Raw genomic sequence first — 26,458 nt, forward strand, 5'->3', positions numbered from 1 at the left:
TCAAGGTGCGCTGAAGATCAGCGTGGCCGAACCCGACAGCGGGCCGGTGGCGATGCTGGTGTAAGGGACATTGTTCTTTACCGGTACAAAGGTCACGGTATCGTTGCCCTGGCCGTTGACGATGCGCGTTCTGAAGGCATTGTTCGGCTTCACCACCGCGCCGTTGTACATCATCGCCACGCCGACGTTAGGATTGGTGGTCTTGATAAAATCGCTGGAGAAGCCGCTGGCATCGCTGACCATGCGGATCAGAATATCCTGCGTCGCGCTCTGGTCGTCGCATTGGTAGCTGAGCGCTTTGTCCTGTTTTATCTGGGCATCATTGGCGCTCTGGGTCAGAAAGTCCTGACGGATCTGGCCGAAGTCGACGTTAATCTGCTGGCCGTTGTTGATGGTGCAACTGGTGGTGACGAAGTAAGCGTCGTTGTCGGCGATCAGGCGCCAGCGATAAACGCCGCACTGTGGGCAACCCGGCTGATCGTTGGTCTGAATAAAGTTGATTTGGCCGATGACGTCGCCTTTGTTCACCTTGATATCCGGCGTTGGGAAACGGTTCAACACGATATAGACCCGGATGGCGACCGACTGGGTTTGCAGGCCGGTAAGGCTGAGTACGCTGATGCCGGATGGCACCGGGGAGTTGTAATCGCTGCCGTTGATGGTGGTGCCGCTGCCGATGGCGCCAAAAATCGCACTGTTCATCGACAGCGCCGGGCTGTCGGTTTTGAGATAGTCATACCAGCTTGCGACGTCGTTTTTACAGGTGACCTGGCTGACGTTGACGATTTCGTTTTTGCCATAAGAAAGCTGTGGCCCGATGCGTACCCGGACGTCAACCGGCGTGGTCGAGCCCCCGGGTGGAATCAGTCCGCCATCGGACGTGCGGCAGGTAAACGCGTTGGCGTTGCCAAACAGCATGAAGAAAGATAATGCCAGGCAGCAACGTAAAAATAGCAGGGCTGTTTTTCTCACGATAATATCCCAATATATATAAATAGTGTGCGGCGTTACTCCGCAATGAAATATTGCCAATCAGGCCGGCTGGCCATATTTATTCCGTTAAAGGGGAGTGAGGGGCATCGCTGTTGGAGATGCCGTCGTTATCACCGTTCAGCAACGCGGTGGGATACCACCTCAATGAGTTGTTGATAGAGCCGTCCGTCACAATCACTTTTTTCCGGGAGACAAGATCCAGCAATAGCCGCCGCGCCCGGTAAACACCGACGTTGACGGCATTGGCCAGTTGCCGCGTCGATAGCCATTGCTGCTGTGGCGGCAACCCGCCGGTAGGGCACTTACGGGGCGACTGCGCGAATAATGTTTGCAGCAGATCGTGCTGCAATTGCCGTATTTCCTTTTGTTTCGGAGATAACGCTTCCATAGCACTTCCTCTGTATTCCGATTGCCGTATTCCTAAGAAAAAACAAACTTTCGCTGCCTACCAACAACGAGGTAAAACGCGAACAAAGAAAATTCCTATCTATTTATCAGGATTGAAAAAAAAGGCGTTGCCCGCCCCGTTTTTACCTGTGCTTAGGCAGGGGTGGCGTCACGCTGAAACCTAAAATTTTGGTTTATTATATTCACAAAGTGCCACTTTGCGATCTGATTACTTGGGAATCCAAGAAAAACAGGATATTGCTCTATAAAAGTATCTTTTACGATCTATGAGGCTAAAAATAACAGTAAATTAACTTCAATTAGGAAATAAATTGCGAATGTTCGCCTTGATCAAAAAAAGCCTTTTTTTGCTGAGAGGCATTTGCAAGAATATTCATCGCCGGACAAGAAGGACGGATTAGAAAGTATTGGCCTCTGCTTGTTGTGATTTCGTTTATTTTTATATGACGAATTTATTAATGGGTGGGCCGCTGCAGACTTGCCGTTATCGACGTATTTATTGTCGATGCCTTTGGGTTTTGGCAGTTAACCAACCAGCAAGATGCTAAAGAATCAGGGCTGCGCACATATAAGCGCGAGCAGGTTTCCTGTTGCTCTTTTTCTTGATTGGAATATGCATTTTTTCTTATAAGGAATATAGGTTCTATGAAACTTAACAAAATCATGATGGCTGCAGTGATTGCATTTGGCGCAAGTTCTTTTGCACAGGCAGCCGATCAGGGACACGGTAAGGTCACCTTCACGGGCTCTATTATTGATGCGCCATGCTCTATTGCGCCCGAGTCGATCGATCAGACCGTAGATCTGGGCCAGGTTTCCAACGTGGCGTTGAAAAACGGCGGCAAATCCAACCCGCGTCCGTTTGAAATCAAACTGGAGCAGTGCGACATCACCACGCTGAAAACCGTTAAAACCACCTTCAGCGGCGTCGCATCGTCCACCGACAAGGATCTGTTGGGTATCGCGGGCACCGCCAGCGGCGCCGGCGTAGCCATCTCTTACAATGGCCAGCCGATCAAACTGGGTGAAGCGACTACCGCGCAGACCCTGAATACCGGCAATAACACCCTGCATTTCGCCGCCTACCTGCAGGGCGAAGGCGCTTCCGCCGCCATCGTTCCGGGCGATTTCACTGCCGTAGCCGATTTCACCCTGGCTTATCAGTAAGTGAGCCCGAAGGCTTAATCAACCAGGCATGGGGTTCGCCGCATGCCTGGTGAATCTCCCTGTCAAAGGAATGTCGCGATGTTTTTACCAAGGAATCGAGCGGGTGCCGTTCTTTTGGCGTCGTTGGCGTTTGCGCCCGGCCATGCAACTTCCGCCGCGCAGGGGTGGGGCAAAGTCAACATGCACGGCGCCATTATCGACACCGCCTGCGCCATTGCCGCCGGCAGCCGCGATCAGACGATCGATATGGACACTATTCCTCTCGGGCAGATCATTCGTGACGGCCAGGGGATGACTAAACCTTTCAGTATCGAATTGGTCAATTGCATTTTGGAACGGCCGGAAAACAAGCCTGACTGGAAATTCTTTCAGGTCACGTTTGATGGTTATGCGGAAGGCGCTCTGTTTGGCGTACAGGGCGATGCGCGCGGCGTTGCATTGGAGATAAAAGACAGCAGCGGCACGGCGGTTATTCCAGGGAAACCTTTGCCGATGGAGGGAATAATACCGGGGAACCGAGTGCTGAATTATTCCATGACGTTGATGCCGAATCACCAGCCGTTGAAGGTGGGAGCGTATTTTTCCACAGTGCGTTTTAAGCTGGATTATTTTTGATTTTTTCTCGTACTGACGGTTAATTCGTTATTGAAAGGACTTTATTATGCTTTCACCGGCAGGGAAGTTATTTCGTCTTCAGGCCTTGGGGCTTTGCGTTGCCCTTTCTCTGGGAAATCCAATCGCGTTGGTCTATGCCGCCGACGTGATTCAATTCAATACCGACGTATTGGACATCAACGATCGCAAAAATATCGATCTGAGCCAATTCACGCGCAGCGGCTACATCATGCCGGGCGTTTATACCATGGTGGTGCACGTCAATAAGAACGATCTGCCGGAACAGCCGGTGACGTTTATGGCGCCCGAGAACGATCCTAAAGGCAGCGAAGCCTGTCTTTCGCCGGAGTTGGTCAACCAACTGGGGCTGAAAGAAAAACTGTTAAGTACGCTGAACTGGACGCACGGCGGCCGTTGCCTTGACGCCTCCAGCCTGGCGGGGATGGAAGCCCGCGGCGATCTTGCCAGCTCTTCGCTGTATCTCAACATTCCTCAGGCCTATCTGGAATACAGCTCGGAAAACTGGGACCCACCTTCGCGCTGGGATGATGGTATTCCTGGGCTGCTGTTTGACTATAACGTCAACGCCCAAACGCAAAAACATCAGAAGGGCGGCAGCAGTTACAGCCTGAGCGGCAACGGCACCGGCGGCGCCAACCTGGGCGCCTGGCGTCTGCGTGCCGACTGGCAGGCCAACCTCAACCATCAGACCGGCTCTTCTCAGCCGACCGATAAACAGTTCGACTGGAGCCGCTATTACGCCTACCGGGCGATCCCGGCGCTGCGTTCGCGGCTGACGATGGGTGAGGATTACCTGAACTCCGACATTTTCGACAGCCTGCGCTTTACCGGCGTCAGTCTGCGATCCGACGACAGCATGTTGCCGCCCAACCTGCGCGGCTATGCGCCGGAAGTGACCGGCGTGGCGAAAACCAACGCCAAGGTGGTGGTCAGCCAGCAGGGGCGCGTGCTGTATGAAACGCAGGTGGCGGCGGGGCCGTTCCGCATTCAGGACATCAACGATGCGGTTTCCGGCGAGCTGGACGTGCGTGTCGAAGAGCAGGACGGCAGCGTGCAGGAGTTCAAGATGAACACCGCCAACATCCCTTATCTGACGCGGCCGGGTACGGTGCGTTACAAGCTGGCGACGGGCAAGCCGTCGGAGTGGGGGCACCATCTGCGCGGGCCGATGTTCGGCACCGGCGAGTTCTCCTGGGGGATCAGCAACGGCTGGTCGCTGTACGGCGGGGGCATCGCCGGCGGCGATTACAACGCGCTGTCGCTGGGGATCGGGCGCGATCTGATGGCGCTGGGGGCGTTGTCGTTCGATGCCACGCAGTCGCGTGCGCGTTTGCCGCAGGATGGCACGCTGACCGGCGGTTCGTACCGGCTGAGCTATTCGAAGAACTTCGATGAATACGACAGCCAGGTCACCTTCGCCGGTTACCGCTTCTCTCAGGAAGACTTCATGAGCATGGGGGACTACCTGGATGCGCGTTACGAAGGGGGGCGCAGCGGCAAGAGCAAGGAGATGTACACCATCACCTTCAACAAACAGTTCCGCGATCTGGGGCTGAGCACCTATCTCAACTACAGCCACCAAACCTACTGGGATCGGGCGCCGAACGATCGTTACAACCTGATGGTGTCGCGCTACTTCGACATCGGCGATTTCAAGAACGTCAGCGTGTCGCTGTCGGCCTATCGCAACCGTTACAACGAACGCAACGACGACGGGATGTATCTGTCGCTGTCGCTGCCCTGGGGCAGCGCGGGCACGCTCAGTTACAACATGACGCTCGATCGCGAAGAGAACGCCCACCGGGTCGGGTACTACAACCGGGTCGATGAACACAACAACTATCAGATCAGCGCCGGCGCCGCACGCAGCGGAGCGACGGCCAGCGGTTATTACAGCCATCAGGGCGACATGGCGCAGATCAACGCCAACGCCAGCTACCAGGCCGGCCGCTACAGCGCCGTCGGCATCGGCGCGCAGGGCGGCCTGACAATGGCGGCGGAAGGGGCGGTGCTGCACCGCGTCAATACGCCGGGCGGTACGCGTTTGCTGCTCGATACCGAAGGCGTCGCCGGTGTGCCGGTGCGTGGCTACGGCAGTACGGTGCTGACCAACCGTTACGGCAAGGCGGTGGTGGCGGATGTAAACAGCTACTACCGCAACAAGGCCAGCATCGATCTCAACAGCCTGAGCGACAACGTCGAGGCGACGCGTTCGGTGGTGCAGGCCACGTTGACCGAGGGGGCCATCGGCTACCGCAAGTTTGAGGTGATTGCCGGCGAGAAGGCGATGGCGATCGTCAAGCTGGCGGACGGCAGCGAGCCGCCGTTCGGCGCCACGGTGCTGAATGCCCGCAAACAGGAGACCGGCATCATCAATGACGGCGGCAGCGTTTACCTGTCTGGCCTCAATCCCGGCGAGCGCATGAGCGTGCACTGGAACGGCGCGGCGCAGTGTGAAATCCAGCTGCCGGCGCCGCTGCCGGCCGAAATGTTGATGAACACGTTGCTGCTGCCTTGCCGTCCCCTTGCCGGCGACAAGCCGGCGGTCGACGCCAACTGACATACACCCGGCGGAGCCCGCTCCGCCGCTAAACCGCCGGGGCGGGCTCGTCCGCTTCCGGCCGACTGGAACCGTGAAGACATGATGAATCTGACTATGACCAGAAAGACCGTTTTCCTTGTGGGCCCGCTCGCCGCCGCGTTGACGATCGGCGCGGTCAGCCTGCCCGCTCATGCGGCCATCGCGCTGGATCGCACGCGCGTGATTTTCGACGGCGACCTGAAAACGGTCAGTCTCAACATCAGTAACCAGAACAAACAGTTGCCGTATCTGGCGCAGGGATGGATCGAAGACGATCGCGGCAACAAGATCCAAAGCCCTTTCACCGTGCTACCGCCGGTGCAGCGGGTGGAACCGGGCAAACCGAGCCAGGTGAAGATCCAGTCGCTGCCGGCGGCGCGTCAGCTGCCGCAGGATAGGGAGACGCTGTATTACTTCAACCTGCGCGAGATCCCGCCGCGCAGCAATAAGCCGAACACGCTGCAGATAGCGCTGCAGACGCGCATCAAAATGTTTTATCGCCCGGCGGCGCTCGCCCCGAAAAAGAACGCGGCGCCGTGGCAGGAGCAACTGACGCTGACCCGGCAGGGCGACAAGTACGTGGTGAACAACCCGACCCCGTATTACGTGACGATCGTTGAGGCGAGCGCCGGCAAGGGCGGGAAAGGGGCGGCGGGCTTTGAACCGCTGATGGTGGCGCCGAAGGCCAGCGCGCCGCTGAACGTCTCCGCCGCGAGCCTCGGCAACGGGCCGTCGCTGGCATACATCAACGATTACGGTGGGCGGCCGCAGTTGAACTTCCGCTGCGCCGGCAATGCCTGCCAGGTCGTGCCGGTCGCTAAATGACGAGCCGCGCGCCAGCAGGGAAGACAGAGTGAACACAGCGGAGTGAACGAATCATGCAACGAAAGAGCCCCATGCTGTTGGGAAAAGCCTATGAACGTCATCAGCGACGCACTATCGGCCTGACGGTGTTGGCCGCGCTGATGGTGCCGCTGACGGCGGGCACGATGTTGGTGCTGATGCCGCCGGCCCGCGCGGTGGACAACTGGCAGGTGGAGGGCGCGAACGGCACGCTCCACGTCTACGGCGCGTTGACGGAAAGCGCCTGCAGCCTGGAAATGACCACCGCGCGTCAGGAAGTGTGGCTGGGGGAGACGGGAACGGCGCATTTTCAGCGCCCGGGCGATCGCGGCACGCCGGTGGCGTTCGAGCTGACGCTGAAAGACTGCCTGCGGGCGCCGGCGAGCAACCGCGACGCCTGGACCGGGGTGCTGGCCTGGAGCGGCAGCCAGCCTGCGGTGTCCGTGGCGTTTGCCGCGCCGGCGGATGACGACGCGCCGGGTTTGGTCAGGGTCGCCGGCGTTACCGGCTTGGGGCTGCAGTTGGCGGATGCCAGCGGCCTGCCGGTGCGCCTCGGCGCGCGTAACAAACCGATCTTGCTGACGCCGGGGCAAAACACCCTGACGTATACGGTGACGCCGGTGCGCACCCCGGCGACGCTGAGCGCCGGCGCCTACCGTGCGGCGATCGATTTCCGTCTTTATTACGACTAATACGCCGCTTGCGCCGAGCCGGCGCAAGCCTAACCAAAGGGAGTGGCGTCATGCGCGCGACAGAGACGAACCGGCGCCGGAGCGCGCTGTTGGGGGCAGGCATGGTCATGGTGGCCGGCATGATGGCGCAGCCGGCGGACGCGGCGGAAAACATGCGCTTTCACGGGACGCTGGTGGCCGAGCCGTGCGTCATTCAGCCGGGAGATGAGGATATCCAACTGGATTTCGGCACCATCGTCGACAAATACCTGTATCTGAACACCCGCACCCATAGCCAAACCTTCGCGTTGCACCTGACCGAGTGCGATCTCAGCCTGGGCAATACGGTGGCCATTACGTTTACCGGCACCGAGAACGCCAAACTGCCCGGCCTGCTGGCGCTGGATGCCGGCAGCCTGGCCTCGGGGATCGGCATCGGGCTGGAGGACAGCAGCGGCAAGGCGCTGCCGCTCAATCGCGCCAGCGATAAATTCCGCCTGAATGCCGGCAACACCACGCTCACGCTGCAGGCCTATGTGCAGGGGGAACCGGAGGCTATCCAAACGAAGACCATTGGCCGCGGCACCTTCAGCGCGGTGGCCACTTTTACGCTGGAATACGAATAAGCGTCTACAAGGACAAAAAACGCAATGATGATAAAGCCCCTCAATCGCACCCTGCGCATGGGCCTGCTGTGCCTGTTGGCGTTGAGCGCCGCCGCCTGTCAAAACCAAAAATCGGGCAAACCCGCCGTGAACACCCAAAATCAGGCTGTGCAAGCGCCGTCAGAAGAGGCTTTGCGCAAGCAGCGTGAGGCCGAGCAGCTGCAGCAGTGCCAGCAGCAACTGGGCGCATTGCGCACCATCAACGAGAAGCAGTATCAGCGCTATAAACAGGCCTTCGACAGCCTGATGAGCGGCGCTTCGCAGTACGCCAATCTGCGCGCGCGGGTAAACGGCGACACGCAGGAGACGGTGGATGCGCTGTATCGCTACAAGGTCAACTATCTGTGCGCCGGGGTGAATCAGGCGGTGTTGACCGGGCTGGCGGATCGCGGAGAGCAGATTAAATGAGGCTGCGTCTGCTCGGCTGTGTCGCTCTGCTGTTCACCGGCGTTGCGCAGGCGGACGACGGCGTGCCGGCGCTGCTGCAGTTTGCCGAGCAGTATCAACGGCAGAGCACCGGGCCGAAGAGCGAAAACGCGGCGCCCGCCGACCGCGCGTCGGGGCAAAAAAAGCGTGAGCCGGCGAAGCGCCCGTCGGACACCCAACAGCCGGCTTCACCGGCCAAAGCTTTTACGCTGAGCCAGGCATTATTGGCGCGTGACCAACAGCTGGCGCGCCAGCGAATGGAACTGACGATGTTGCGCCAGGAACTTGCCGCGCTGCGGGCGGAGAAAGCGGCGCCACCCGTCGCGACGTTGCCGGACTCGTCAACGCTGCAGCAGTGGATCGCCGGGCTTGGCGCCGCCTGGCGCGGTTCGCCCGATGCCCAGCGCGCCGAGGCGCTGCTGCGTCAGGCGACGCAGGAAACCGCCAAAACCAAAGCGGCGGCGATGCAGGCCGAACGGCGCGCCAGCGAGCTGGAGTCCGCCGCACAGGCATCGGCACAGACGCTTGCACAACGCCAGCGCGAGCACCAGGAGGCGCTGCACGCTCTGCGCGCCGCGTTGGAAGCGAGTGAGCAGAAGCGAGCCGCTGAGCAGAAGGCGACCCAGCAGGCGCGCGAGGCACTGTTGGCGCTGCATCAGCGGCTGCAATGGGAGATGACGCCGGAGCAGTTGAAGGATGAACGCAAGCGTTTGTCCTACGCGGCGGGCAGTGCGCTGGGGCGCGACATTCAGGGGGTTGTGGCGGAGCGTCAAAGCTGGGGCGTACCGGTGGATCGCGACAGCCTGTTGGCGGGCGTCATCGATAGCGTGTCGGGGCGTTTGCAGCTGCCGCCGGATGAACTGAATGCGCTGACGGCGCAGGCGGATGCCGCCGCCGTGGCCGCGCGTGAGAAACGCGTTAACGAACAGCGGCGGCGTGACGAAGATTACCTGGCGCAGTTCCGTCAACAAAAGGGCGTTAAGCCGTCGGCGATGGGCTTCTGGTATCGGGTGGATTACGCCGGGGAGGGGGCGTTGGCGCCAACGGCGGTGGTCGATGTGGTGGTGAAGGAGAAACTGACCGACGGCACGGTGATCCAGGATATGGAACTGAGCGGCAAGGTGCTGTCGCAACCGCTGTCCGAATATCCGCCGCTGTTTCGGGAGGCGATAAGCCATCTGCATAACCACGGTTCGCTGACGATGGTCGTGCCGCCGGCGCTGGCCTACGGCGAAACCGGCTATCCGCCGAAGGTGCCGCCCAACGCCACCATGGTTTATGAATTACGCATCGACAACAGCCAGGCACCGGCAAAGGGTGCCAAGGCGGTTAAACGGGAAGCCGACACGGCGGGAGGGCAGGGATGAACACCATGATAAAAATCGCGCTATTTGATGAAAACCGTTACTTCAGCGCTGGTTGGCAGGAGGCCCTGGCGCTGCACTTCAGCACTTACGGCAAGCGCACGCTGTTACTGGATGCGCAGCAGGTTCACGAAGCCGATCTGGTGTTCTGCTATTTTCCGCCCGGCGTGCAAAGCTGTTTTTGTCACTTCTTTGAGACGCAGGCTGCGGGGCGCCAAACGCTGTATTTCTCGTTGCGAACGCCGGAGGTGCGGCATAAACGCACCTTCGGCACCCGCTGCGCGCTGGAGGCCGGCGTCATTTACCACGATACGCCGCTGGTATCGGCGCTGTATCAGGTGAACGCCGAGTTGGAGCGGCGCAGCAAATGGCCGGGCAGGCCGAGTTGTGGCATGAACTGCGTATGCCAGCACCGAGGCCTGACGCTGCGCGAACAGGAGATCATGCGCTGCATGACGCGGGAGATGGGAGTGACGCAAATCGCACGGATGCTGGACATCAGCGTGAAAACCGTCAGCAATCACAAGATGAGCGTTATGCGCAAGATGGGATTCCGGCGTAATGCCGAACTTTACGGTTGGCTGCGGCACAGCGCCCGTCCCGGCGCCGTGGGGGCGCGAGCAGGCATTCAGCCTGGCATTGCGGCAGGGAAGGCGCAGCACTGAGACAGCGCCGGCCCAATCGGAGCGGCCGGCGCCTTAAGTGCCTCGCCGTGGCAGTCAGTTGCAGGCTACGACCTTGATCGCCAGCCCGCCCTGTGAGGTTTCGCGGTATTTGGCGTTCATGTCTTTGCCGGTTTCGTACATGGTTTCGATCACCTTATCCAGACAAACTCGCGGTTCGCTGGTGCGGCGCATCGCCATGCGTGCGGCGTTGACCGCCTTGACGGCGGAAATGGCGTTACGCTCGATGCAGGGCACCTGAACCTGGCCGGCGAGCGGATCGCAGGTCAGCCCCAAATGGTGCTCCATGGCGATCTCCGCCGCGATGCACACCTGCGCCGGGCTGCCGCCCAGCAGCTCGGTCAACCCGGCCGCCGCCATCGAACAGGCCACGCCCACTTCCCCCTGACAGCCCACTTCGGCGCCGGAGATCGAGGCGTTCATCTTGTACAGCGCGCCAATCACGCCGGATGCCAGGAAGTAACGGGTGTAGGAGTTGGCGTTTACCGGACGGATGAACTTGTCGTAGTAAGCCAGCACCGCAGGAATGATGCCGCAGGCGCCGTTGGTCGGTGCGGTGACCACGCGGCCACCGGCGGCGTTTTCTTCGTTGACCGCCAGCGCGAACATGTTGATCCAATCGACCACGTTCATCGGGTCGATATTGTTCTTGTCTCCGGTCACCAGAATGCGGCGCAGCGCGGCGGCGCGACGCGGCACCTTCATCGGGCCGGGCAGCAAGCCTTCGGTGTTGATGCCGCGCTCGATACCGGCGCTCATCACCTGCCAGACGTCGGCGAAGTGCGCGTCGATATCGGCCTTGCTGCGCAGCGCCAGCTCGTTCTGCATCACCAGGCCGGACAGCGACAGCCCGGTGTCTTTGCAATGCTGCTGCAGATCGTGCGCCGATTTGAACGGGTAGGGCACCGGCGTGGCGCCCTCGGCGGACTGGCCGAAGTGCTCTTCGTCGACGATGAAACCGCCGCCGATCGAGTAATAGGTTTTGCTGTGCAGCAGGCGCTCACCGGCGAAGGCGCGGATGCGCATGCCGTTTTCGTGCAGCGGCAGGTTATCGCTGTGGAAATTCATGCCGCCGTGCTGCGGGAAATCTACCTCGTGATGGCCGTTGGCCAGCGGCAGGCGGCCGCGCTGTTCTACGTCGCGGATAAAGCCGGGAATGCTGTCGATGTCCACGGCGTGCGGCAGGTTGCCGGCCAGGCCCATGATGATGGCGATATCGGTGTGGTGGCCTTTACCGGTCAACGACAGCGAACCGTACACGTCGACCACCACGCGGGTGGCGTCCTGCAACTGCTGGTGGGCGATCAGATCGTCGACGAACTGTTTGCCGGCTTTCATCGGGCCAACGGTGTGGGAACTGGATGGGCCGATGCCAATTTTGAAAATATCGAAAACGCTGACCATGGTCTCGCCTCCTTCTTCAGGTTTCAGGCGGTGAATACGGGAAATGGGGGAGTGCGGGAGGGCCGGCGCGCAGCGGCGCCGGCCGGACGTGATTAGCCGAGCAGGCTGAACACGATAGCAGAGATGGCGATCAGACCCATCACAACCACGAACACGTTGCTGATGTGGCCGCTGTACTTGCGCATGGCAGGCACTTTACGGATGGCATACATCGGCATCAGGAACAGCAGCATGGCGATGATTGGGCCGCCCAGGGTTTCGATCATGCCCAGGATGCTTGGGTTCAGGGTGGCGACGATCCAGGTGGTCACCAGCATGAAGATAGCGGTCATGCGGTTCAGCTTGGCGGTGCTGACGGTTTTGCCGCGGCTCTTCATCGACTTGGCAACCAGGCCGTTGAAGCCTTCACGCGCGCCCAGGTAGTGGCCCAGGAACGATTTGGTGATGGCGACGAAGGCGATAACCGGCGCGATGTACTCGATCATCGGGTTATTAAAGTGGTTAGCCAGGTAAGACAGAATCGAGATGTTCTGCGCCTTGGCTTCCGCCAGGTTTTCCGGCGTCAGGCTCAGCACGCAGCTGAACACGAAGAACATCACGGTCAGCACCATCATGATGTGTGCGTAGGCCAGAATGCGGGAGCATTTCTTCTCGGCGTCTGCGCCGTACTCTTCGCGTTTGGCGACGGCGAAGGCGGAGATGATCGGCGAGTGGTTGAAGGAGAACACCATTACCGGGATCGCCAGCCACAGGGTCATGATCAGGCCGTGGCCCATGCCGGTACCGCTGCCGGACAGCGACACGTTTTCGAAGATGGCGCCGGTCCAGTTAGGGATCAGATACACCGCCAGCAGCATCAGCACCGCGACGAACGGGAAGACCAGGATGCTCATGGTTTTCACGATGGCCTGCTCACCGAAGCGCACGATGGTCATCAGGCCGACGATCAGGATCAGCGACAGGATGGCGCGCGGTGGCGACGTCATGCCCAACTGGTGGGTGATGAAGCTGTCGACGGTGTTGGTGATCGCCACGCTGTAAACCAGCAGAATCGGGTAGATGGCGAAGAAGTACAGCAGGGTGATCAGTTTACCGGCGGTGATGCCGAAGTGCTCTTCTACCACGGCGGTGATGTCTTCACCGGGATTTTTGCCGGACAGAACGAAACGGCACAGGCCGCGGTGGGCAAAGAAGGTCATCGGAAAAGCGATGATGGCCATAATGATCAGAGGAATCAAACCGCCGATGCCGGCGTTGATTGGCAAGAACAGGACGCCTGCGCCGATGGCGGTGCCATACAGGCCCAACATCCACATGGTATCCGTTTTACGCCAGGTACTGCTGGAGCCCGAGGCCGCAGAGGCAATTGTGCCGGTCTGTGTAGTGTCCATAAATATCTCCGAAGTGAACACGAATTTAAAATTAAAAGGCAAAACTTAAGGTTAAACCGTCAAACGTCCTATTCAGGCAACGCTTGCGGTAAGAATCAGGTGTTGCTTGCGGGGATGTTTTGGCGTCCCCCTGGTTGTTTATTGTGTTCATTACCAAGGCACAGCGCCGGGTAATTCACTAAAGACTTTTCACCGTCACGGGCGATAAAAGTCGTTACCGCTACCGACAGGTCTTTGCCTGTCGATTTTTGTTGGCGGCAAGATAACGATTTACAGTAGAAACAACCGTGATCCTGCTCTCAAATGCGCAATATGTGCAGTTATCTGCTTTTTTATCGATTTTTCGCGCATTTGTTGCACATTTGTGTAAGATTTTGTGCTGAGAACGCTCTCATAATAATTTCTGCGATTATGCGGTTTGTACAATAATTAGCCGGATAAAGCGCTGTGCTCAGCAGCAAGCCGAGCAATATATTTTATGCGTGGTTTTGGATCTAGCGAAAAACCCGGATTAAGCAGTTTTAGTGATGTGGATCACATTGTATTTGTAAGTAAAATTTCATTCATCGATTTGTTTTTAAATGGTTTTTAATGAAAACCGCCGTTAATAACGAAGGGAAATTACTTACGTGGTTAGCGGATAGAAATGCGTAACCATTCATCATATAAATAACAGATGCCTAACAGGTATTGGCGATATTTGCTGCAACCGCTTAAACCGCCGTTTATTTAAACATCGCGGCCTTTGGCGCGATTTATCATATAAAAGCCATAAATAGTCGTTAATTTACCCAGCCGGCAGCGGGTTTAGCCTGCGAGAAAATAATCACCCGGGTGACCTGTTGCATTTTATTAACCTGATGTTGCGTGCGGATAAGCGAAAAACGCGAATCGATTGCGCATTATTTGTTCATTTTCGGGCGGGAAAAGAAGGGGATTGCAGCGGTGCGCCGTCGGTTTCGACGGCGCAGAAGGCGAATTAATAGCGGGTAGCGATGGCGTTGTCGTTGAAGAACGCCATGAAGTCGGCGTCCGGTTGGCGGTCGCTGATCACCCGATCGAACTGCGTCAGCGGGCCGATGCAGGCCGGTTTGGTTTTGCCGAACTTGCTGTGATCCGCCACCAGGATCTTTTGCTGCGCCATCGCCATGGCGCGATGCTTCATCTCCAGCTCGTCGAAGTTGAAGCAGGTGGCGCCGTGCTGCAGGCTGAGGCCGGCGGCGGAGATAAAGGCGATGTTCGGGCAGATGTGATCGAGCTCGTTGCGGCCGCCGACGCTGGAAAAGATGTAGTTGTTCGGCTTGAACTCACCGCCGCACAGGACCACTTTGCAGTTCGGTTTGTCCTGCAGCGCCAGGAAGGTATTCAGCGAATGACACACGGCGGTGAAGGTAAGCTCGTCGGCGATGGCGTCGATGATCGCCGGGGTGGTGGTGCCGCAGTCGAAAAACACCGTGTCGTTTTCATTGATCAACGGCGCCGCCAGCAGGCCGATGCGCCGTTTCTCCGTCACCTGCTTGGCTTTTTGATCGGAAACGAAGTAGTTGGTGACGCCGTTGCTGCGCGGATCGGTCACCACGTAGCCGCCGAGCAGCACCACCGCCGCCGGTTCGGCGCTCAGATCGCGGCGAATGGTCATCTCCGAGACCCCCAGCAGCACGGCGGCTTCTTTCAGGTGGATCTTGTCAGCGCGTTTTAACGCCTGAACTAACCGGTTGATACGTTCTTCGCGCCGCGTTTCCATAGATCCGTCTTCCCACAGGTAGTAGAGGTAAAGGGCGTGCCGGCGTTTCCGGCGTTAAACACAACGATGCGGGGCAATATCGGGCCGCATTGGCCGCCCGTATTGTCCCGCATCGTTGTGTATTGGCTATGCCCGTCAGGGCATGCCGACGATCAGTAGCTGCCCGCCGCCGGCTGGGCGCCGGATACGATGGCGACGCCGGAGCTGGTGCCGATACGCGTGGCGCCGGCGTTGATCATCTTCTCGGCGGTGGCGCGATCGCGCACGGCGCCGGAAGCTTTCACGCCCATTTCGCTGCCCACGGTCTCGCGCATCAGTTTGACGTGCTCTTCCCGAGCGCCGCCGGTGCTGAAGCCGGTAGAGGTTTTCACGAAGGCGACATCGAGTTCGCGACACATTTCACAAACCTGGACGATCTGCGCATCGCTGAGCAGGCAGGTTTCCAATATTACCTTCAACGGGATCGCCGCGCAAACCTCGCGCACGGCGGCGATGTCGGCTTTCACTTCGTCCAGCAGGCCGCTTTTCAGCCAGCCGACGTTGATCACCATATCGATCTCTTGCGCGCCGGCGGCGATCGCCGCTTTGGCTTCAAAGGCTTTGGCGACGGTCAGGCCGGCGCCCAGCGGGAAGCCGATCACCGAGCAGACTTTCACGGTGCTTTCCTGCAGCAGCTGGGCCGCCAGCGGCACGTAGCCGGAGTTGACGCATACCGCATAGAAGTTGTGCTGCTGCGCTTCTTCGCACAGTTTGGCGATCTGCAGTTCGGTGGCGTCCATCGCCAGCAGGGTGTGGTCAACGTAGCTGGCGTAATCGATGTTTTCGGTGGTCATCGCGATTCCTTAGTGAAGTTAAGACAGTAAGCCGGATGGGTAATGTGAAAATAATAACATTCAGATGCCGATAAACCTAGCGATGTTTAAAAAATGTCGACGAGATCGTCGCGAACAGGCCGTTATACGTATAACTTAAAGGCGGAGTTTTGTTATTTAAATAACATTTAACGGCTCGCGGCCTGCGCGGGCGCAACGTCGAGGGAAAAAAGATGAAGATCAACATCGAACTGGATCCTGAAGCTTTCGGGGCGCATCGGCAGGAACTGTTCCGCAATGCGGATTTCGCGGTGAGCGCGCATCGCTGCGCAGAACGCGGGCCGATGCTGACGCTGGCGAACTGCCGCGGCGCGCTGACGGTCTTGCCGTATGAGGGCCTGGCGATTTGGGACGCCGAGTTTGACGGTTATTCATTGAAATCGGGCCGCCGCAGCGCCCGCGGTCTCGGGAGAAAGCGCGCAGACGACGCGGCGTTCTGCCCCGCCTGGCCGAGCCACGACGGCGCGCCGCTGCAGATGCAGCGCGTGTGGCTGCAGCTGACGGGCGATGAGCTGACGTTGCATGGCGAAGGCGAGCGGTTGGGCGGGCGTTGGCGCATCGGCCCGGCGCTGCGTTTGGCAGCCGAGAGCGCGCAGTTCGTCATAGAGATGAAGGTCACTAACCTGGCCGAGCGGCCGCAGCCGCTGCGCTATGTGTGTCGCCTCAACTATGATTGCATTCCCGACGCGGTATTCCGCCAGAATCTGCCGACGCCGGCTTTGTTAGGGGATGCGATCGGGCAAGAACTGCTGTGCTCCGACGATCTGACGCGCTATGTGGATCAGGCCGAGTTCTTTATGCTGACGCCACAAGGCCGGCGTTATGTCACGCGCTTCGCTACCGGGCAATTCAACTATGGCCTCCGGCGCATCGCCGTTCAGGGCAACCGGCGGCTGCTGGCCTTTGTTCAGCCGGCGAACTGTCGCCCGAATGCGCCAGAGGGTGAGGCGGGGGTGATGCTGGGAGCGGGAAAAACGCGTGCGTTCTGCGTGACCACCGGCGTGGTGTGAAATCACGGGGCGGTAATGCCCCGGTCATGTTGTACGGTTACTCTTTCACCCAGCCGCGGCGAATGGCGAAGGCGAACAGGAAACGATACAGGCGCGACAGCTTGTCGGCGAGGGCATCGCCGAACAGATTCCACACCAGCTGGGCGAACAGGCAGCCGACCAGACCGAGCAGGAAACCGCCGACCATATCCAGCGGCCAGTGTACGCCGAGGTAAACGCGTGACCAGGCGATGCCGACGGCGACAATCATCAGCAGCGCACCGGACCAGACCCGGTGCCAGAACAGGAACGCCAGCGCAAAGGTAAAGATGGCGGTGCCGTGATCGCTCGGGAACGAGCTGTCCGGCGCGTGCGCCAGGAAGGTATACCCCACGCCGGCGACGAATGGGCGCTCATGCGGCAGCAGCGCGCCGATAGCGGAGGCGGCAAGCATGGCGAACAGCAGCGCGATCGTGGTTTTCGCCACCACTTCGCGCTGTGAAACCAGCTGGCTTTGCGGCCCCCACAGCCACAGGCCGACGATCAGCAGCGGCACGATAATGATCAGATCGCGCGCCAAAAAGGTGGCGAAATCGATCATCCACTCGGGAGACGCCGGGGTCGCATTGATCCAGGCGAAAATAACATGGTTTAACTGCTCCATAACCGTTACCTCATCTTGCGGCACCAATAGCCGCTAACCATCCAATAAATAACCAACTGGCTTAACCAAACCCACCAACCCGCCCACAGGTTATGGGTAAGAAAATGGGCGCCGCGCATGATCTGACCAAAGCCCATCAACATGCCGAGCGCAATGCCGCCGCACCAGCACCACCAGGCCAGGCGCGGGCGCTGCGGATAAAACAGGAAAAACAACGCCATGACCGCGAAACCGCTCGAGGCGTGCCCGCCGGGGAAACAGCGGCCGGGGCCCGGCAGCGCCGGCACCGCACCGAACAACGGGAAGGACATCGCCTTGCCGCCGTACTCGATCAGATCCCACGGACAGGAGTGCGCGCTGGTGGCCTTGAGAATGCCCACCACCAGCGGGCCGATGCCGAGAAGCAACATGCTGACGATCAGGCGCGCGCTGCGGCGATAGATGCCCCAAAACAGCGCCAGTACCGCCCCGACGATCACTATTTGCTTCAGCAGGCGGTGGTTGATCAGATCCAGCCAATCATTGTTTTGCCACGGGAAATGCCCGCTGGCGGGATCGTACCAAAAGTTGCCGATCGCCCAGTCCAGCTGTTCGCTGCGGGAGAGCCACAGGAACAGCAGGCCGCTGATCAGCAGGCCAAAAACCTGCCAACGGTAAAAGGATGCCGGCAGGGAGTAAAGGGCGGTTGTCTTAATTTGCGGTGCCGTTGAGGATTGATTTAATGACGATTCTGGATTCACGCGCAGGCTCGGTGGCAGGATTGAATAGCGCCACTGTAATCATTCCGTCTTAAGAAAACCTTAGTCCGCCGGTAAGAAAACCCTATCCGACGTTACCGCCTTCGGCTAAGGTAATCGTTTGCTTTTTTTGGGATGAGAGTGTGGTGATGAAGAATAAAGCGCGTGTCTTACTGTTGGCGGCCGCCGGTGCGGCCTTTTCTCCGCTGAGCTTTGGCCAACCTGCGGCCACCGGGCCGATCGTGGTGCAGGGCGCCATGCCGGTAGAGGCGGAACGTTTCGCCCAGCGGTTGGAGAACCCGCGCGAGGAGCAGATTGGCGGCTGGCGCTTTTGGCACGGCACCGTAGACGGCTACCCGGTGGTGGTGTCGGAGACGCTGAAGGGCATGGCCAACGCCGCGGCGGCCACGGCGATCGCCGCCACGCAGTTTCACCCGGTGGCGATCATCAACCAGGGCACCGCCGGCGGCCATGATCCGGCACTGAAAGTATATGACATCGTGCTGGGCAAATATTCGGTCAATCTCGGGGCGTTCAAAACGCCGGCCAAGGCGTTGGGGGCAGGCAGCGACTCGCGGCAGTGGCAGCCGATGGATCTGTTGGCTTCCAAAGGCAGCGCCGGCGAGGACAAAAAGGCGCACAGCCTGCGCCAGTTTCCCGCCGACCCCAACCTGCTGGCGATTGCGCAAAGCGTTAAGAGCGATTACCGACAGGGCAAGGTCGTGGAAGGGGTGATCGGCTCGGCCGACGTGTGGAACAGCGAGCTGGACCGCATTCGCTATTTCCACGACCGCTATCAAACTTCGGTCGAAGAGATGGAGACCGCCTCCGCCGCGCAGATCGCCGCCGAATTCAAGGTGCCGTTCGTCGGCATTCGCGTGTTGTCCAACAACATCACCAATCAGGGCAAATACGATCCGCAAACCGGGCTGGCATGCCAGGATTATGTTTATCAGGTGGTGAAGGCCTATATCGCCAACCTGAAGAAACACTGAGCCATTGCTTCGGTTAATCGACGATATCAGGCGATTGTCACTATTTATCGCCTATTGTAAAGAAGATTAAACCTGTGGCGGGCTTGGCGGTAGTGTATTAGTTTATAGGCGGATTATTTGACAAAACGTGTAGGGATAAAACATGAATAAGGCATCCGTTGTATTTTCCGGCCTGCTGATGGCCGTTTCCGCCGGAGCTATGGCGGCTACCTCTGGCGATGACGCGGATATCAGCAAACAGCCGCTGGAAAAGGTCGCGCCTTACCCGAAAGCCGAAAAGGGCATGAATCGCCAGGTGATCTACCTGCCGAAGCAAGAGCACGAAGAGAACTACAAGGTGGAGCTGCTGATCGGCAAGACGCTGGAGGTGGACTGCAACCGCCACATGATCGGCGGCACGCTGGAAACCAAAACCCTGTCCGGCTGGGGCTACGATTATCTGGTGCTGGAGAAGCTCTCTGAACCGGCCTCGACCATGATGGGCTGCCCGGATAACACCAAGACCAAGCAATTCATCGCCGCCAACCTGGGCGACGCCGCGATGCAGCGCTACAACAGCCGCCTGCCGATCGTGGTGTATGCGCCGAAAGACGCGGAAGTGAAATACCGCATCTGGAAAGCCGAAGATACCGTAAGCCAGGCCGAGCAGAAGTAATCGCCGCCTGACGCCGCTCCGCTTGCCCTGCGCGGCAGGCGGAGACTTTTCCCCGTTACGCTTTCTTTCCGCCCGCCAATACCGCCCGTTCGGTTTCTTCCCCCATGGCGATCAGCCAATCCAACACCGTTGAGAATATCGCATCCTCCTGGCCGTCGGCCTGGGTCATCAGCACGTAATCCGTCCCGTCAGGCGCAAAGCCATATGGCGCCACCAGCGCGCCGTTGACGATGTCATCCGCCACCAGCGCCAAAGGGCCGATGCCGATACCGGCGCCGGCGACCGCCGCCTGCAGGCTGAGATAGAAATGTTCGAAACGCAGCTCGTTGCCCGGCTGGATCTCGAAGCCGCTGTGGGCGCACCAGTCGCGCCAGGCGAACGGTCGCGTCTCGGTGTGGAGCAGGGTGCCGTGCAGTTCACGCCCCGCCGCGGCATGCTCCCGGCGGCATACCGGGCCGACCCGTTCTTTGAGGAACGGGCGGGCGAGCACGTCGTCGGCGATCGGGAAATCGTTGCGGCGAATCGCCAGATCGATGCCTTCGCGCGAGAAGGCGACGGCGCCGCCGGCGGAGACCAGCTGCAGATCGCGCTCTTTCCCCACCGCCTGCTGCAAACCGGCCAGGCGCGGGATCAGCCAGCGGATCAGAAAGGTCGGCTCGCAGGAGATCACCAACGGGCGATTCTGATGATGCCGACAGGCGCGGTCGATCGCCGACTGCAGGTTGTCCAGCCCCCGGCCTATCTCGCTCGCCAGCTCTTGCGCCTGCGGCGTCGGGTGCACCATGCGGCTGGTGCGCTGAAACAGCGCGAATCCCAGGGTCTGCTCGAATTCGCGCACCGCACGGCTGACGGCGCCGTCGGTGACGTTGAGTGATTTGGCGGCTTTTGACACGCTGCCATACCGCACCGTAGCTTCGAAAGCCCGCAATACCGCCAGGTTAGGCAACCTTCGTTGACGCACTGCGCCCCCTTTTGATTGAGTTTTTATCAATCATCGATACTACGCAAATCGTTTTTTATTGCCAGCCAAATCCGCCAAAGTGTGCATCACTTTCCACTTACGGGTAACTGCGATGATTGCCATTCTCGCCGATGATCTTACCAGCGCGCTCGACGGCGCGGCCCCGTTCGCCGCGCGCGGACTGAGCGCCTGCGTCATGCTGCGCCTGCCCGATGCCGCGTTGCAGGGCGCTGAGATCGTCGCCTTCGATTTAGATTCCCGCTTCGTTTCGCCGGAGCAGGCGGAGCGGCGTTTTCGCCATGCCGCCGCCAGTGTGAAACCGGCGCGCCTCATATACAAAACGATCGATTCCACCCTGCGCGGCAATCTGGGGCCGGAAACGCGCGGGGCGCTGACGGGCAGCGGGCGCCGTCTCGCTATCGTCACGCCGGCCTTCCCGGATGCCGGCCGCACCACGGTGGGCGGCCGGCAATACGTCGACGGCGTCGCGCTGGAGCAGACCGCCTTTGCACGCGATCCGAAGAACCCGATCGTCACCGGCTACGTCATGGAGCGCATGGCGGGGCTGGAGCCGACGCGTTTTCAGGTATTCGACGCCGCAGACAACGGCGAGTTGGATGAGGTCGTGAGGCGGATCGGCATTGCCGAACCGGTGGTGTGGGTGGGATCGCCGGGCCTGGCGGCGGCGCTGTCGCGTGCGTTGTCTCTTGAGAAGAACGCGCCGCCCGCTCAACCGCCGCTGAGAGCCAGCAAAGTGCTGGTGGCGATTGGCAGCCTGCATCCGGCGAATGACGCCCAGCTGACAAGCCTGCGGCAGGCGGGCGCGGTGCTGGTCACGGTGCCTGAAGCGGCCGATCCCGAGGCGGTAGCGCAAGAGGTGCGAGCGGCGTTTGCGCGTGCCGATGTGGTTTGCCTGATGTCGCCCCGGGCGCGAGCGGGTGCGGCGGACCATGCCGCTGCGCTGGGCGCGGTCGTCAGCCGTTGCACGCCAGCCTTCGATGGGCTGGTGGCGACCGGCGGCGATACCGCGCGGCGCATTGTCGACGCCATGGCGGCCGGCTCATTGACGCTGTTCGGCGAGGTGGAACCCGGCGTGCCTTTCGGGTTGTTAAATCTGCCTGGCCGCAGGCTGCCGTTTGCCACCAAGGCGGGCGGTTTTGGCCGGGCCGGTACGTTGTTGAACTGCGTAACCCGGTTGCGCGCTGACCGAGAAGGAGAAGAACGATGACCCTTTCCACCTTGCCGCTGGCGATAACCATGGGCGATCCCGCCGGCATCGGGCCGGAGATCATCGCCAAACTGGCGGCCACAGAGCGGTTGAGCACGCCTTATGTGGTGATTGGCGATGCCGGCGCACTGGCGCGCGCGGCGGCCAGTCTGGGGCTGACGCTGCCTATCCGCGAACTGCCCGCCTCGCTGGCGGGATGGGACGAAGCCTGGCGGCGGGGGGAGACCGCCGTTTATTCCGCCGGCGTTGCGCTGCCGGCGGACTTGCCCCTCGGCAGGCTCGATCAGCGCGCGGGCGCGGCGTCTTATGCCTGGGTGGTTGCCGCCATCGATCTGGCGCTGGCGGGGCGCATCGCCGGCATCGTCACTGCGCCGCTGAACAAGGAAGCGATGCGCCTGGCGGGGATCGATTATCCGGGGCACACCGAGATCCTGGCGGCGCGCTCGGGCACCCAGGACTTCGCCATGATGCTGGCCAATGACGAGCTGCGGGTGATCCTGGTTTCCATTCACGTTTCGCTGCGGGACGCCATCGACGCGGCGACCGTGGAAAACGAGCTGCGCGCGTTTCATCTGGCGCAGGCAGCCTGTCGGGCGTTGGGCATAGCGAAACCGCGCATTGCGGTGGCCGGCCTGAATCCGCACGCCGGTGAAAACGGCCTGTTCGGCCGCGAAGATCTTGACGTCATCGTGCCCGCCATCGCCCTGGCGCGGGAACAGGGGTTGGACGTCAGCGGCCCCTGGCCCGGCGATACCGTTTTCATGCGTGCCCGGCGCGGGGAGTTCGACATTGTGGTCGCCCAATATCACGACCAGGGCCTGATCCCGGTGAAATATCTCGGGGTGGATCACGGCGTTAACGTCACCGTCGGCCTGCCGTTTATCCGCACCTCGGTCGACCACGGTACGGCGTTCGATATTGCGGGCAGCGGACGGGCGGAACACGCCAGCCTGCTGTACGCCTTCCGGCAGGCGGAAAAAATGCTGCGCGCCCAATAACTCATATCACCTGAAGACAATAAGGAAACACCATGCACACACCCGAGTTTATTTTCATGCTGACGCGCAACGACAGCACGGTGCCCGATGCGCAAGCGCGGCTGCCAGAAGTGCTGGCTGCCGGCGTGAAGCATATCGGCTTTAAGGATATCGGCCTGCCGCTGGATCAACTCAAACAGTTGGCGCAGGCGATCCACGCCGGCGGCGCCACCGCGTATCTGGAAGTGGTCAGCCTGGATGAGGAAAGCGAGATGAATTCGGCGCGCGCGGCGCTGGAATTGGGCGTTGATGTATTGATGGGGGGAACGCGCCCGGAAAGCGTGCTGCCGATCATTCGTCAGTCTGGCCTGCGCTACTATCCGTTCGCCGGCCGCATCAGCGGCCACCCCAGCGTGCTGGAAGGTGACATCGAAGACATTGTCGCCAGCGCCCGCCAGCGCGCCGCTTTACCGGGCGTGACAGGGCTGGATCTGCTGGCCTACCGCTTTGCCGGCGACGTGCCGACGTTGATTCGGCGGGTGTGCGATGCGGTCGACAAACCGGTTTATATCGCCGGGTCTATCGACCGAGAAGAGCGCATCGCCGCCGTGGTGACGGGCAATGCGGTTGGTTTCACCGTCGGTACCGCGGCGCTGGACGGCGTGTTTCCCGCCGAAAAGCCGGGGCTGACGGCGCAAATCAACGCGGTGAAATGCCTGATTGGCAATGTGATCCGCAAACTGTAACGCGTCTCCATTCGGTTCTTTCCAGGGCGATGGGGCAGTTACCTCATTCGTTGAAACATTAATTTGCATGGCTTCTCTTTTTTAATGCTCTTGCGAGCAGGCACGCCCTTGGGCGCTCGCCGACGTTTACCCGGCAACACAGCGTAATTGCCGCCAGGTTCAATATATATAGAGGGAGTGAAAAATGATTAAAGGGTTAGGGAGTGCCGTTGTGGCGGTGAGCCTGTTGTTAACCGGCTGCGATACCTTCAGCCTGCTGCGCGATCAAAAGATCGCCGACGCTTTTCACGTCGGCGCCGACAAGCGCTCGGTAAGCCGGGATTTCGGCGCGCCGATCGCCACCCGGCCGACGCTGAACGGCCAGGGCGTGTGCCACGACTATAACCACCGCTTGCCGAACGGCACCGTGACGCCGTTCTACGTCGGCTTCAGAAACAACGACGGCAAAGTGGTGGCCTTTGGCCCAACCACCTGCGGGGAAGCGCAGGCCAACGGCAACCTGAACAGTGATGAACCTATCAAACAGCGGTTCTAAACGGGCATTGCTGCGCCGGCCTGGGGCCGGCGCAGCAAAAGCAGCCCAGCAACGTCGGGTGTGCCATTTTTCTTTTTCTCTATATCCCTTCTGATTTTCCGCCAGGCTTTTATCTGAGATTTATTTTCCTATGGCGTATGCCAGACGCCGCTGCCGAAAAACGCCATTGCATGGATTTCCTCCACCAAGCGTTACGGTGTGAACAGCAAGACAACAAAGCAATCTTTGCTGAATTGTGCTAGTTTTTCGAACATTCACGGACATGCAGTGACCTGCAAGATAAGGATATCCAATGCGTTATCGTTCGCTAAATCTCGGCGAGGTGACAAGGAAAGGGGCCGGAACGCCGCCTCAGGGAAGCGACGTACGGGCTGGTGCCGTATGAAGCTGCTCTCTCTCTTTTCTGAACACACGGCGCCGGAAAGTTTCTCCCGGATACTCACCCCGACACAAGCGCGCCATGAGCTGGAACGGCATTATCTGTTCGGCGGCGCAGCCGGCATATCGATAAGCAGCCGGTATTCCATAACCCGTAATACTCAATCCGGTATTGGCGTCACCGGTTATCGTGAGGACGCGGCTGTGAAGCGCAGCGTATTCGATGATCTCAATCGGGGCGGCTTGCTGGCGATTGATGAGGGAATGGGCTCCTGGACGCCGACCAAATACGCGTTTTACGTCGACGCGGAAGGCCGATTACAGCGCTATCCCGGCAGCTCTCTTCCTGCCTTTTATCCTACAGGGCGCGTGATCGCCCGCTATGAAGAAATGGTCAGCCGCTATGGCCGGCGGGCAAAACCGACGGTGCTGCCGGCGAGGCAGAATACGACACGGAATCCCCCTCTGCAGCAAGCCATCGCTACCGCAGTGGCAACCGTTGCCGCCACGGTAAAGGCCATCCGTCCGATGACTAAGGCAGAACGCTGGCAAGAGCGCCAGTACCTGATAGGGCGAGGCAACCGCAGCATTTACCCGGATGCGCGCATGGCGGCACAGCGATTGGCGGAGAACAACGTCGCGGTCGAAAAAGCGAAGCTGGCTGAGAATGTTTACAAGACCACCGATTCACTAGGCGAACTACCTGGAGTACCGGAGGGCTGGAAAGATATCAGTAATGACGAGCGAGCTTTAAATAGGCTTGGTCTGGACAGTAAAATGCTTTATGACAAGCCGATAAATCCTGATTTTTTAGCCCGAGTTTATCAACCAGACGAGAGTATCTTTGGTAAAGCGATGAGTCCGACGGTGGTGTTTCGAGGATCGCGTGCGCCTGAACTCCCGGAAGGAATAAGCACTGCAGTTCAAAAAGCTTTATTAAAAGGCGACCTGTCAGGCGTTAAAAACCTGAGCGACTGGACAAACAATGGTGCTCAGGGAATAGGGCTTAATTCTGAATACTACAAAAAAGCGGTTAATATCGGCAAAGCAATCAAAGGCGATGTTGGGATATCGGGCCATTCGCTGGGTGGGGGCATGGCGTCTGCGGCTTCCATGGCCAGCGGTAAACCGGCATGGACGTTTAATGCAGCAGGTCTGAATGCGGGAACCGTAGAAAAATACGGCGGTTCGATAATAGGCAGCGCCGATAATATTCAGGCGTATCGCGTAAAAGGGGAGCTATTGACTAAGCTGCAGGAGGTTGATTTGTGGGAGGATGCCAAAGACCTCAATTTTTATCCGCCCGCGGTGATGGCGAAAGAGCGGTTGTCCATGTTGGCTCCTGACGCCGTAGGGGTTAAACACACGCTTCCCGGTGGAACAGGCTCACTGCTGGATAAGCACGGTATAGACCAGGCGATACAATGCATTGAAAATGAAAAAGACGATGACATTGCCACAATCAAGGGAAGAATATGAAAAAGCTTATTCTCATTATCACGATGGTAGTGTCTATGCTCATCATACAGGGGTGCGAACAAGGTATGGATTTACAACCACAGGATTATTTTGACGGTCAGCAATTGGACATTGCCAAAGCCATTTATGATGGTGATAGGCCGCAGTTGGATAAACTGTTGTCATCAGTAAACAAAGAGATCTTAAATCGTCCAGCTAAGGAAGAAATGACCTTATTGTTCTGGGCGATAAATAACGCTATCTTTGACAAGAACACGCCAGAGCGG

The 26,458-nt window shown here is 59.4% G+C and carries 26 protein-coding genes and 1 pseudogene; 18 read left to right on the forward strand and 9 right to left on the reverse strand.

Going from position 1 to position 26,458, the window contains the following annotated elements; translation table 11 throughout:
* Entirely contained in the window at positions 1-918 is a 918-nt protein-coding gene (locus ACK3CV_RS08600) for a fimbrial protein (RefSeq protein WP_072022384.1), read from the reverse strand.
* 133 nt (positions 919-1,051) lie between these two features.
* Positions 1,052-1,381: a hypothetical protein gene (locus tag ACK3CV_RS08605; protein ID WP_033637788.1), complete on the reverse strand. Its 330-nt coding sequence runs from the start codon at positions 1,379-1,381 to the stop codon at positions 1,052-1,054.
* Positions 1,382-2,046: 665 nt separating this feature from the next.
* Here ACK3CV_RS08605 and ACK3CV_RS08610 point away from each other — a divergent pair.
* From ACK3CV_RS08610 to ACK3CV_RS08650, 9 genes are all read left to right on the forward strand, one after another.
* On the forward strand, positions 2,047-2,568 hold the full coding sequence (locus ACK3CV_RS08610; RefSeq protein ID WP_025302212.1) for a fimbrial protein: 522 nt from the start codon (positions 2,047-2,049) through the stop codon (positions 2,566-2,568).
* Positions 2,569-2,646: 78 nt separating this feature from the next.
* Positions 2,647-3,183, forward strand: a complete 537-nt coding sequence (locus tag ACK3CV_RS08615) for a fimbrial protein (RefSeq protein WP_033654626.1) — start codon at positions 2,647-2,649, stop codon at positions 3,181-3,183.
* Positions 3,184-3,229: 46 nt separating this feature from the next.
* Positions 3,230-5,764 (forward strand): outer membrane usher protein, encoded by a 2,535-nt coding sequence (locus tag ACK3CV_RS08620; RefSeq protein WP_164140754.1) that lies wholly within the window; start codon positions 3,230-3,232, stop codon positions 5,762-5,764.
* Positions 5,765-5,845: 81 nt separating this feature from the next.
* A complete protein-coding gene (locus ACK3CV_RS08625) occupies positions 5,846-6,610 on the forward strand; it encodes a fimbria/pilus periplasmic chaperone (RefSeq protein ID WP_048321394.1) in 765 nt (254 codons plus the stop codon).
* A gap of 71 nt (positions 6,611-6,681) precedes the next feature.
* Positions 6,682-7,320: a fimbrial protein gene (locus ACK3CV_RS08630; protein ID WP_164140829.1), complete on the forward strand. Its 639-nt coding sequence runs from the start codon at positions 6,682-6,684 to the stop codon at positions 7,318-7,320.
* Positions 7,321-7,370: 50 nt separating this feature from the next.
* Positions 7,371-7,925 carry a fimbrial protein gene (locus ACK3CV_RS08635; protein WP_033646700.1) on the forward strand — a complete coding sequence of 185 codons (555 nt, stop codon included), beginning with the start codon at positions 7,371-7,373 and terminating at the stop codon, positions 7,923-7,925.
* Between the two features lie 24 nt (positions 7,926-7,949).
* A complete protein-coding gene (locus tag ACK3CV_RS08640; protein ID WP_033637793.1) occupies positions 7,950-8,372 on the forward strand; it encodes a hypothetical protein in 423 nt (140 codons plus the stop codon).
* The gene (locus tag ACK3CV_RS08645) at positions 8,369-9,757 is read left to right on the forward strand and encodes an FKBP-type peptidyl-prolyl cis-trans isomerase N-terminal domain-containing protein (protein ID WP_033637794.1); all 1,389 of its coding nucleotides are present in this window, start codon (positions 8,369-8,371) and stop codon (positions 9,755-9,757) included. Before ACK3CV_RS08640 ends, ACK3CV_RS08645 begins: the two co-directional genes overlap by 4 nt.
* Positions 9,754-10,419, forward strand: a complete 666-nt coding sequence (locus ACK3CV_RS08650; protein ID WP_164140756.1) for a helix-turn-helix domain-containing protein — start codon at positions 9,754-9,756, stop codon at positions 10,417-10,419. The genes ACK3CV_RS08645 and ACK3CV_RS08650 overlap by 4 nt, the downstream gene beginning before the upstream one ends.
* A 54-nt stretch (positions 10,420-10,473) precedes the next feature.
* Here the strand turns inward: ACK3CV_RS08650 and ACK3CV_RS08655 are convergent, their stop codons facing one another.
* The 4 genes from ACK3CV_RS08655 to deoC form a co-directional block, all read right to left on the reverse strand.
* Entirely contained in the window at positions 10,474-11,841 is a 1,368-nt protein-coding gene (locus tag ACK3CV_RS08655) for an L-serine ammonia-lyase (protein WP_164140758.1), read from the reverse strand.
* Between the two features lie 92 nt (positions 11,842-11,933).
* Positions 11,934-13,232, reverse strand: coding sequence for an HAAAP family serine/threonine permease (locus ACK3CV_RS08660; RefSeq protein ID WP_004938697.1), 1,299 nt, complete (start codon positions 13,230-13,232; stop codon positions 11,934-11,936).
* Positions 13,233-14,211: 979 nt separating this feature from the next.
* A complete protein-coding gene (gene deoR / locus ACK3CV_RS08665; protein ID WP_086579337.1) occupies positions 14,212-14,976 on the reverse strand; it encodes a DNA-binding transcriptional repressor DeoR in 765 nt (254 codons plus the stop codon).
* 152 nt (positions 14,977-15,128) lie between these two features.
* The gene (gene deoC / locus ACK3CV_RS08670) at positions 15,129-15,809 is read right to left on the reverse strand and encodes a deoxyribose-phosphate aldolase (protein ID WP_033637798.1); all 681 of its coding nucleotides are present in this window, start codon (positions 15,807-15,809) and stop codon (positions 15,129-15,131) included.
* 212 nt (positions 15,810-16,021) lie between these two features.
* Here deoC and ACK3CV_RS08675 point away from each other — a divergent pair, with 212 nt between their 5' ends.
* Positions 16,022-16,858 carry an aldose epimerase family protein gene (locus ACK3CV_RS08675; protein ID WP_060427912.1) on the forward strand — a complete coding sequence of 279 codons (837 nt, stop codon included), beginning with the start codon at positions 16,022-16,024 and terminating at the stop codon, positions 16,856-16,858.
* 37 nt (positions 16,859-16,895) lie between these two features.
* On the opposite strand, the gene ybjG is transcribed toward ACK3CV_RS08675, so the two are convergent.
* Complete coding sequence (gene ybjG, locus ACK3CV_RS08680; protein ID WP_164140759.1) at positions 16,896-17,501, reverse strand: undecaprenyl-diphosphate phosphatase; 606 nt, start codon at positions 17,499-17,501, stop codon at positions 16,896-16,898.
* A gap of 5 nt (positions 17,502-17,506) precedes the next feature.
* Positions 17,507-18,241 (reverse strand): phosphatase PAP2 family protein, encoded by a 735-nt coding sequence (locus ACK3CV_RS08685; protein ID WP_164140761.1) that lies wholly within the window; start codon positions 18,239-18,241, stop codon positions 17,507-17,509.
* 146 nt (positions 18,242-18,387) lie between these two features.
* Here ACK3CV_RS08685 and ACK3CV_RS08690 point away from each other — a divergent pair, with 146 nt between their 5' ends.
* Positions 18,388-19,233 carry a 5'-methylthioadenosine/S-adenosylhomocysteine nucleosidase gene (locus ACK3CV_RS08690; protein ID WP_164140831.1) on the forward strand — a complete coding sequence of 282 codons (846 nt, stop codon included), beginning with the start codon at positions 18,388-18,390 and terminating at the stop codon, positions 19,231-19,233.
* A gap of 142 nt (positions 19,234-19,375) precedes the next feature.
* Positions 19,376-19,888, forward strand: coding sequence for a serine protease inhibitor ecotin (gene eco, locus ACK3CV_RS08695; protein ID WP_033637803.1), 513 nt, complete (start codon positions 19,376-19,378; stop codon positions 19,886-19,888).
* A gap of 55 nt (positions 19,889-19,943) precedes the next feature.
* Here eco and ACK3CV_RS08700 read toward each other — a convergent pair whose 3' ends face one another.
* Entirely contained in the window at positions 19,944-20,849 is a 906-nt protein-coding gene (locus ACK3CV_RS08700; RefSeq protein ID WP_204280359.1) for a LysR family transcriptional regulator, read from the reverse strand.
* A 58-nt stretch (positions 20,850-20,907) separates the two neighbouring features.
* Here ACK3CV_RS08700 and ACK3CV_RS08705 point away from each other — a divergent pair, with 58 nt between their 5' ends.
* The 6 genes and pseudogenes from ACK3CV_RS08705 to ACK3CV_RS08730 all read left to right on the forward strand — a co-directional run.
* On the forward strand, positions 20,908-22,077 hold the full coding sequence (locus ACK3CV_RS08705) for a four-carbon acid sugar kinase family protein (RefSeq protein WP_489009824.1): 1,170 nt from the start codon (positions 20,908-20,910) through the stop codon (positions 22,075-22,077).
* Entirely contained in the window at positions 22,074-23,075 is a 1,002-nt protein-coding gene (gene pdxA, locus ACK3CV_RS08710; RefSeq protein WP_060419796.1) for a 4-hydroxythreonine-4-phosphate dehydrogenase PdxA, read from the forward strand. The genes ACK3CV_RS08705 and pdxA overlap by 4 nt, the downstream gene beginning before the upstream one ends.
* Positions 23,076-23,107: 32 nt before the next feature.
* Positions 23,108-23,800 (forward strand): beta/alpha barrel domain-containing protein, encoded by a 693-nt coding sequence (locus ACK3CV_RS08715; RefSeq protein ID WP_164140766.1) that lies wholly within the window; start codon positions 23,108-23,110, stop codon positions 23,798-23,800.
* A gap of 184 nt (positions 23,801-23,984) precedes the next feature.
* On the forward strand, positions 23,985-24,335 hold the full coding sequence (locus ACK3CV_RS08720; protein WP_164140768.1) for a hypothetical protein: 351 nt from the start codon (positions 23,985-23,987) through the stop codon (positions 24,333-24,335).
* A 381-nt stretch (positions 24,336-24,716) separates the two neighbouring features.
* Positions 24,717-26,192: a DUF8093 domain-containing protein gene (locus ACK3CV_RS08725; protein ID WP_164140770.1), complete on the forward strand. Its 1,476-nt coding sequence runs from the start codon at positions 24,717-24,719 to the stop codon at positions 26,190-26,192.
* A pseudogene (locus ACK3CV_RS08730) lies at positions 26,189-26,458 on the forward strand (ankyrin repeat domain-containing protein); the annotation flags it as partial. The gene ACK3CV_RS08725 and the pseudogene ACK3CV_RS08730, both read left to right, overlap by 4 nt.

It is taken from the genome of Serratia sp. TSO36, assembly GCF_057808395.1.

Bases quoted from the DNA above. Each gene is read 5' to 3' on its own strand.
- eco (WP_033637803.1), top strand. From the start codon at position 19,376: ATGAATAAGGCATCCGTTGTATTTTCCGGCCTGCTGATGGCCGTTTCC.
- ACK3CV_RS08645 (WP_033637794.1), top strand. From the start codon at position 8,369: ATGAGGCTGCGTCTGCTCGGCTGTGTCGCTCTGCTGTTCACCGGCGTT.
- ACK3CV_RS08630 (WP_164140829.1), top strand. From the start codon at position 6,682: ATGCTGTTGGGAAAAGCCTATGAACGTCATCAGCGACGCACTATCGGC.
- ACK3CV_RS08635 (WP_033646700.1), top strand. From the start codon at position 7,371: ATGCGCGCGACAGAGACGAACCGGCGCCGGAGCGCGCTGTTGGGGGCA.
- ACK3CV_RS08690 (WP_164140831.1), top strand. From the start codon at position 18,388: ATGAAGAATAAAGCGCGTGTCTTACTGTTGGCGGCCGCCGGTGCGGCC.
- ACK3CV_RS08610 (WP_025302212.1), top strand. From the start codon at position 2,047: ATGAAACTTAACAAAATCATGATGGCTGCAGTGATTGCATTTGGCGCA.
- ACK3CV_RS08720 (WP_164140768.1), top strand. From the start codon at position 23,985: ATGATTAAAGGGTTAGGGAGTGCCGTTGTGGCGGTGAGCCTGTTGTTA.
- ACK3CV_RS08605 (WP_033637788.1), bottom strand. From the start codon at position 1,381: ATGGAAGCGTTATCTCCGAAACAAAAGGAAATACGGCAATTGCAGCAC.
- ACK3CV_RS08675 (WP_060427912.1), top strand. From the start codon at position 16,022: ATGAAGATCAACATCGAACTGGATCCTGAAGCTTTCGGGGCGCATCGG.
- ACK3CV_RS08715 (WP_164140766.1), top strand. From the start codon at position 23,108: ATGCACACACCCGAGTTTATTTTCATGCTGACGCGCAACGACAGCACG.
- ACK3CV_RS08600 (WP_072022384.1), bottom strand. From the start codon at position 918: ATGCTGTTTGGCAACGCCAACGCGTTTACCTGCCGCACGTCCGATGGC.
- deoR (WP_086579337.1), bottom strand. From the start codon at position 14,976: ATGGAAACGCGGCGCGAAGAACGTATCAACCGGTTAGTTCAGGCGTTA.
- ACK3CV_RS08655 (WP_164140758.1), bottom strand. From the start codon at position 11,841: ATGGTCAGCGTTTTCGATATTTTCAAAATTGGCATCGGCCCATCCAGT.
- ybjG (WP_164140759.1), bottom strand. From the start codon at position 17,501: ATGGAGCAGTTAAACCATGTTATTTTCGCCTGGATCAATGCGACCCCG.
- ACK3CV_RS08615 (WP_033654626.1), top strand. From the start codon at position 2,647: ATGTTTTTACCAAGGAATCGAGCGGGTGCCGTTCTTTTGGCGTCGTTG.
- deoC (WP_033637798.1), bottom strand. From the start codon at position 15,809: ATGACCACCGAAAACATCGATTACGCCAGCTACGTTGACCACACCCTG.
- pdxA (WP_060419796.1), top strand. From the start codon at position 22,074: ATGACCCTTTCCACCTTGCCGCTGGCGATAACCATGGGCGATCCCGCC.
- ACK3CV_RS08650 (WP_164140756.1), top strand. From the start codon at position 9,754: ATGAACACCATGATAAAAATCGCGCTATTTGATGAAAACCGTTACTTC.
- ACK3CV_RS08640 (WP_033637793.1), top strand. From the start codon at position 7,950: ATGATGATAAAGCCCCTCAATCGCACCCTGCGCATGGGCCTGCTGTGC.
- ACK3CV_RS08620 (WP_164140754.1), top strand. From the start codon at position 3,230: ATGCTTTCACCGGCAGGGAAGTTATTTCGTCTTCAGGCCTTGGGGCTT.
- ACK3CV_RS08625 (WP_048321394.1), top strand. From the start codon at position 5,846: ATGATGAATCTGACTATGACCAGAAAGACCGTTTTCCTTGTGGGCCCG.
- ACK3CV_RS08660 (WP_004938697.1), bottom strand. From the start codon at position 13,232: ATGGACACTACACAGACCGGCACAATTGCCTCTGCGGCCTCGGGCTCC.
- ACK3CV_RS08725 (WP_164140770.1), top strand. From the start codon at position 24,717: ATGAAGCTGCTCTCTCTCTTTTCTGAACACACGGCGCCGGAAAGTTTC.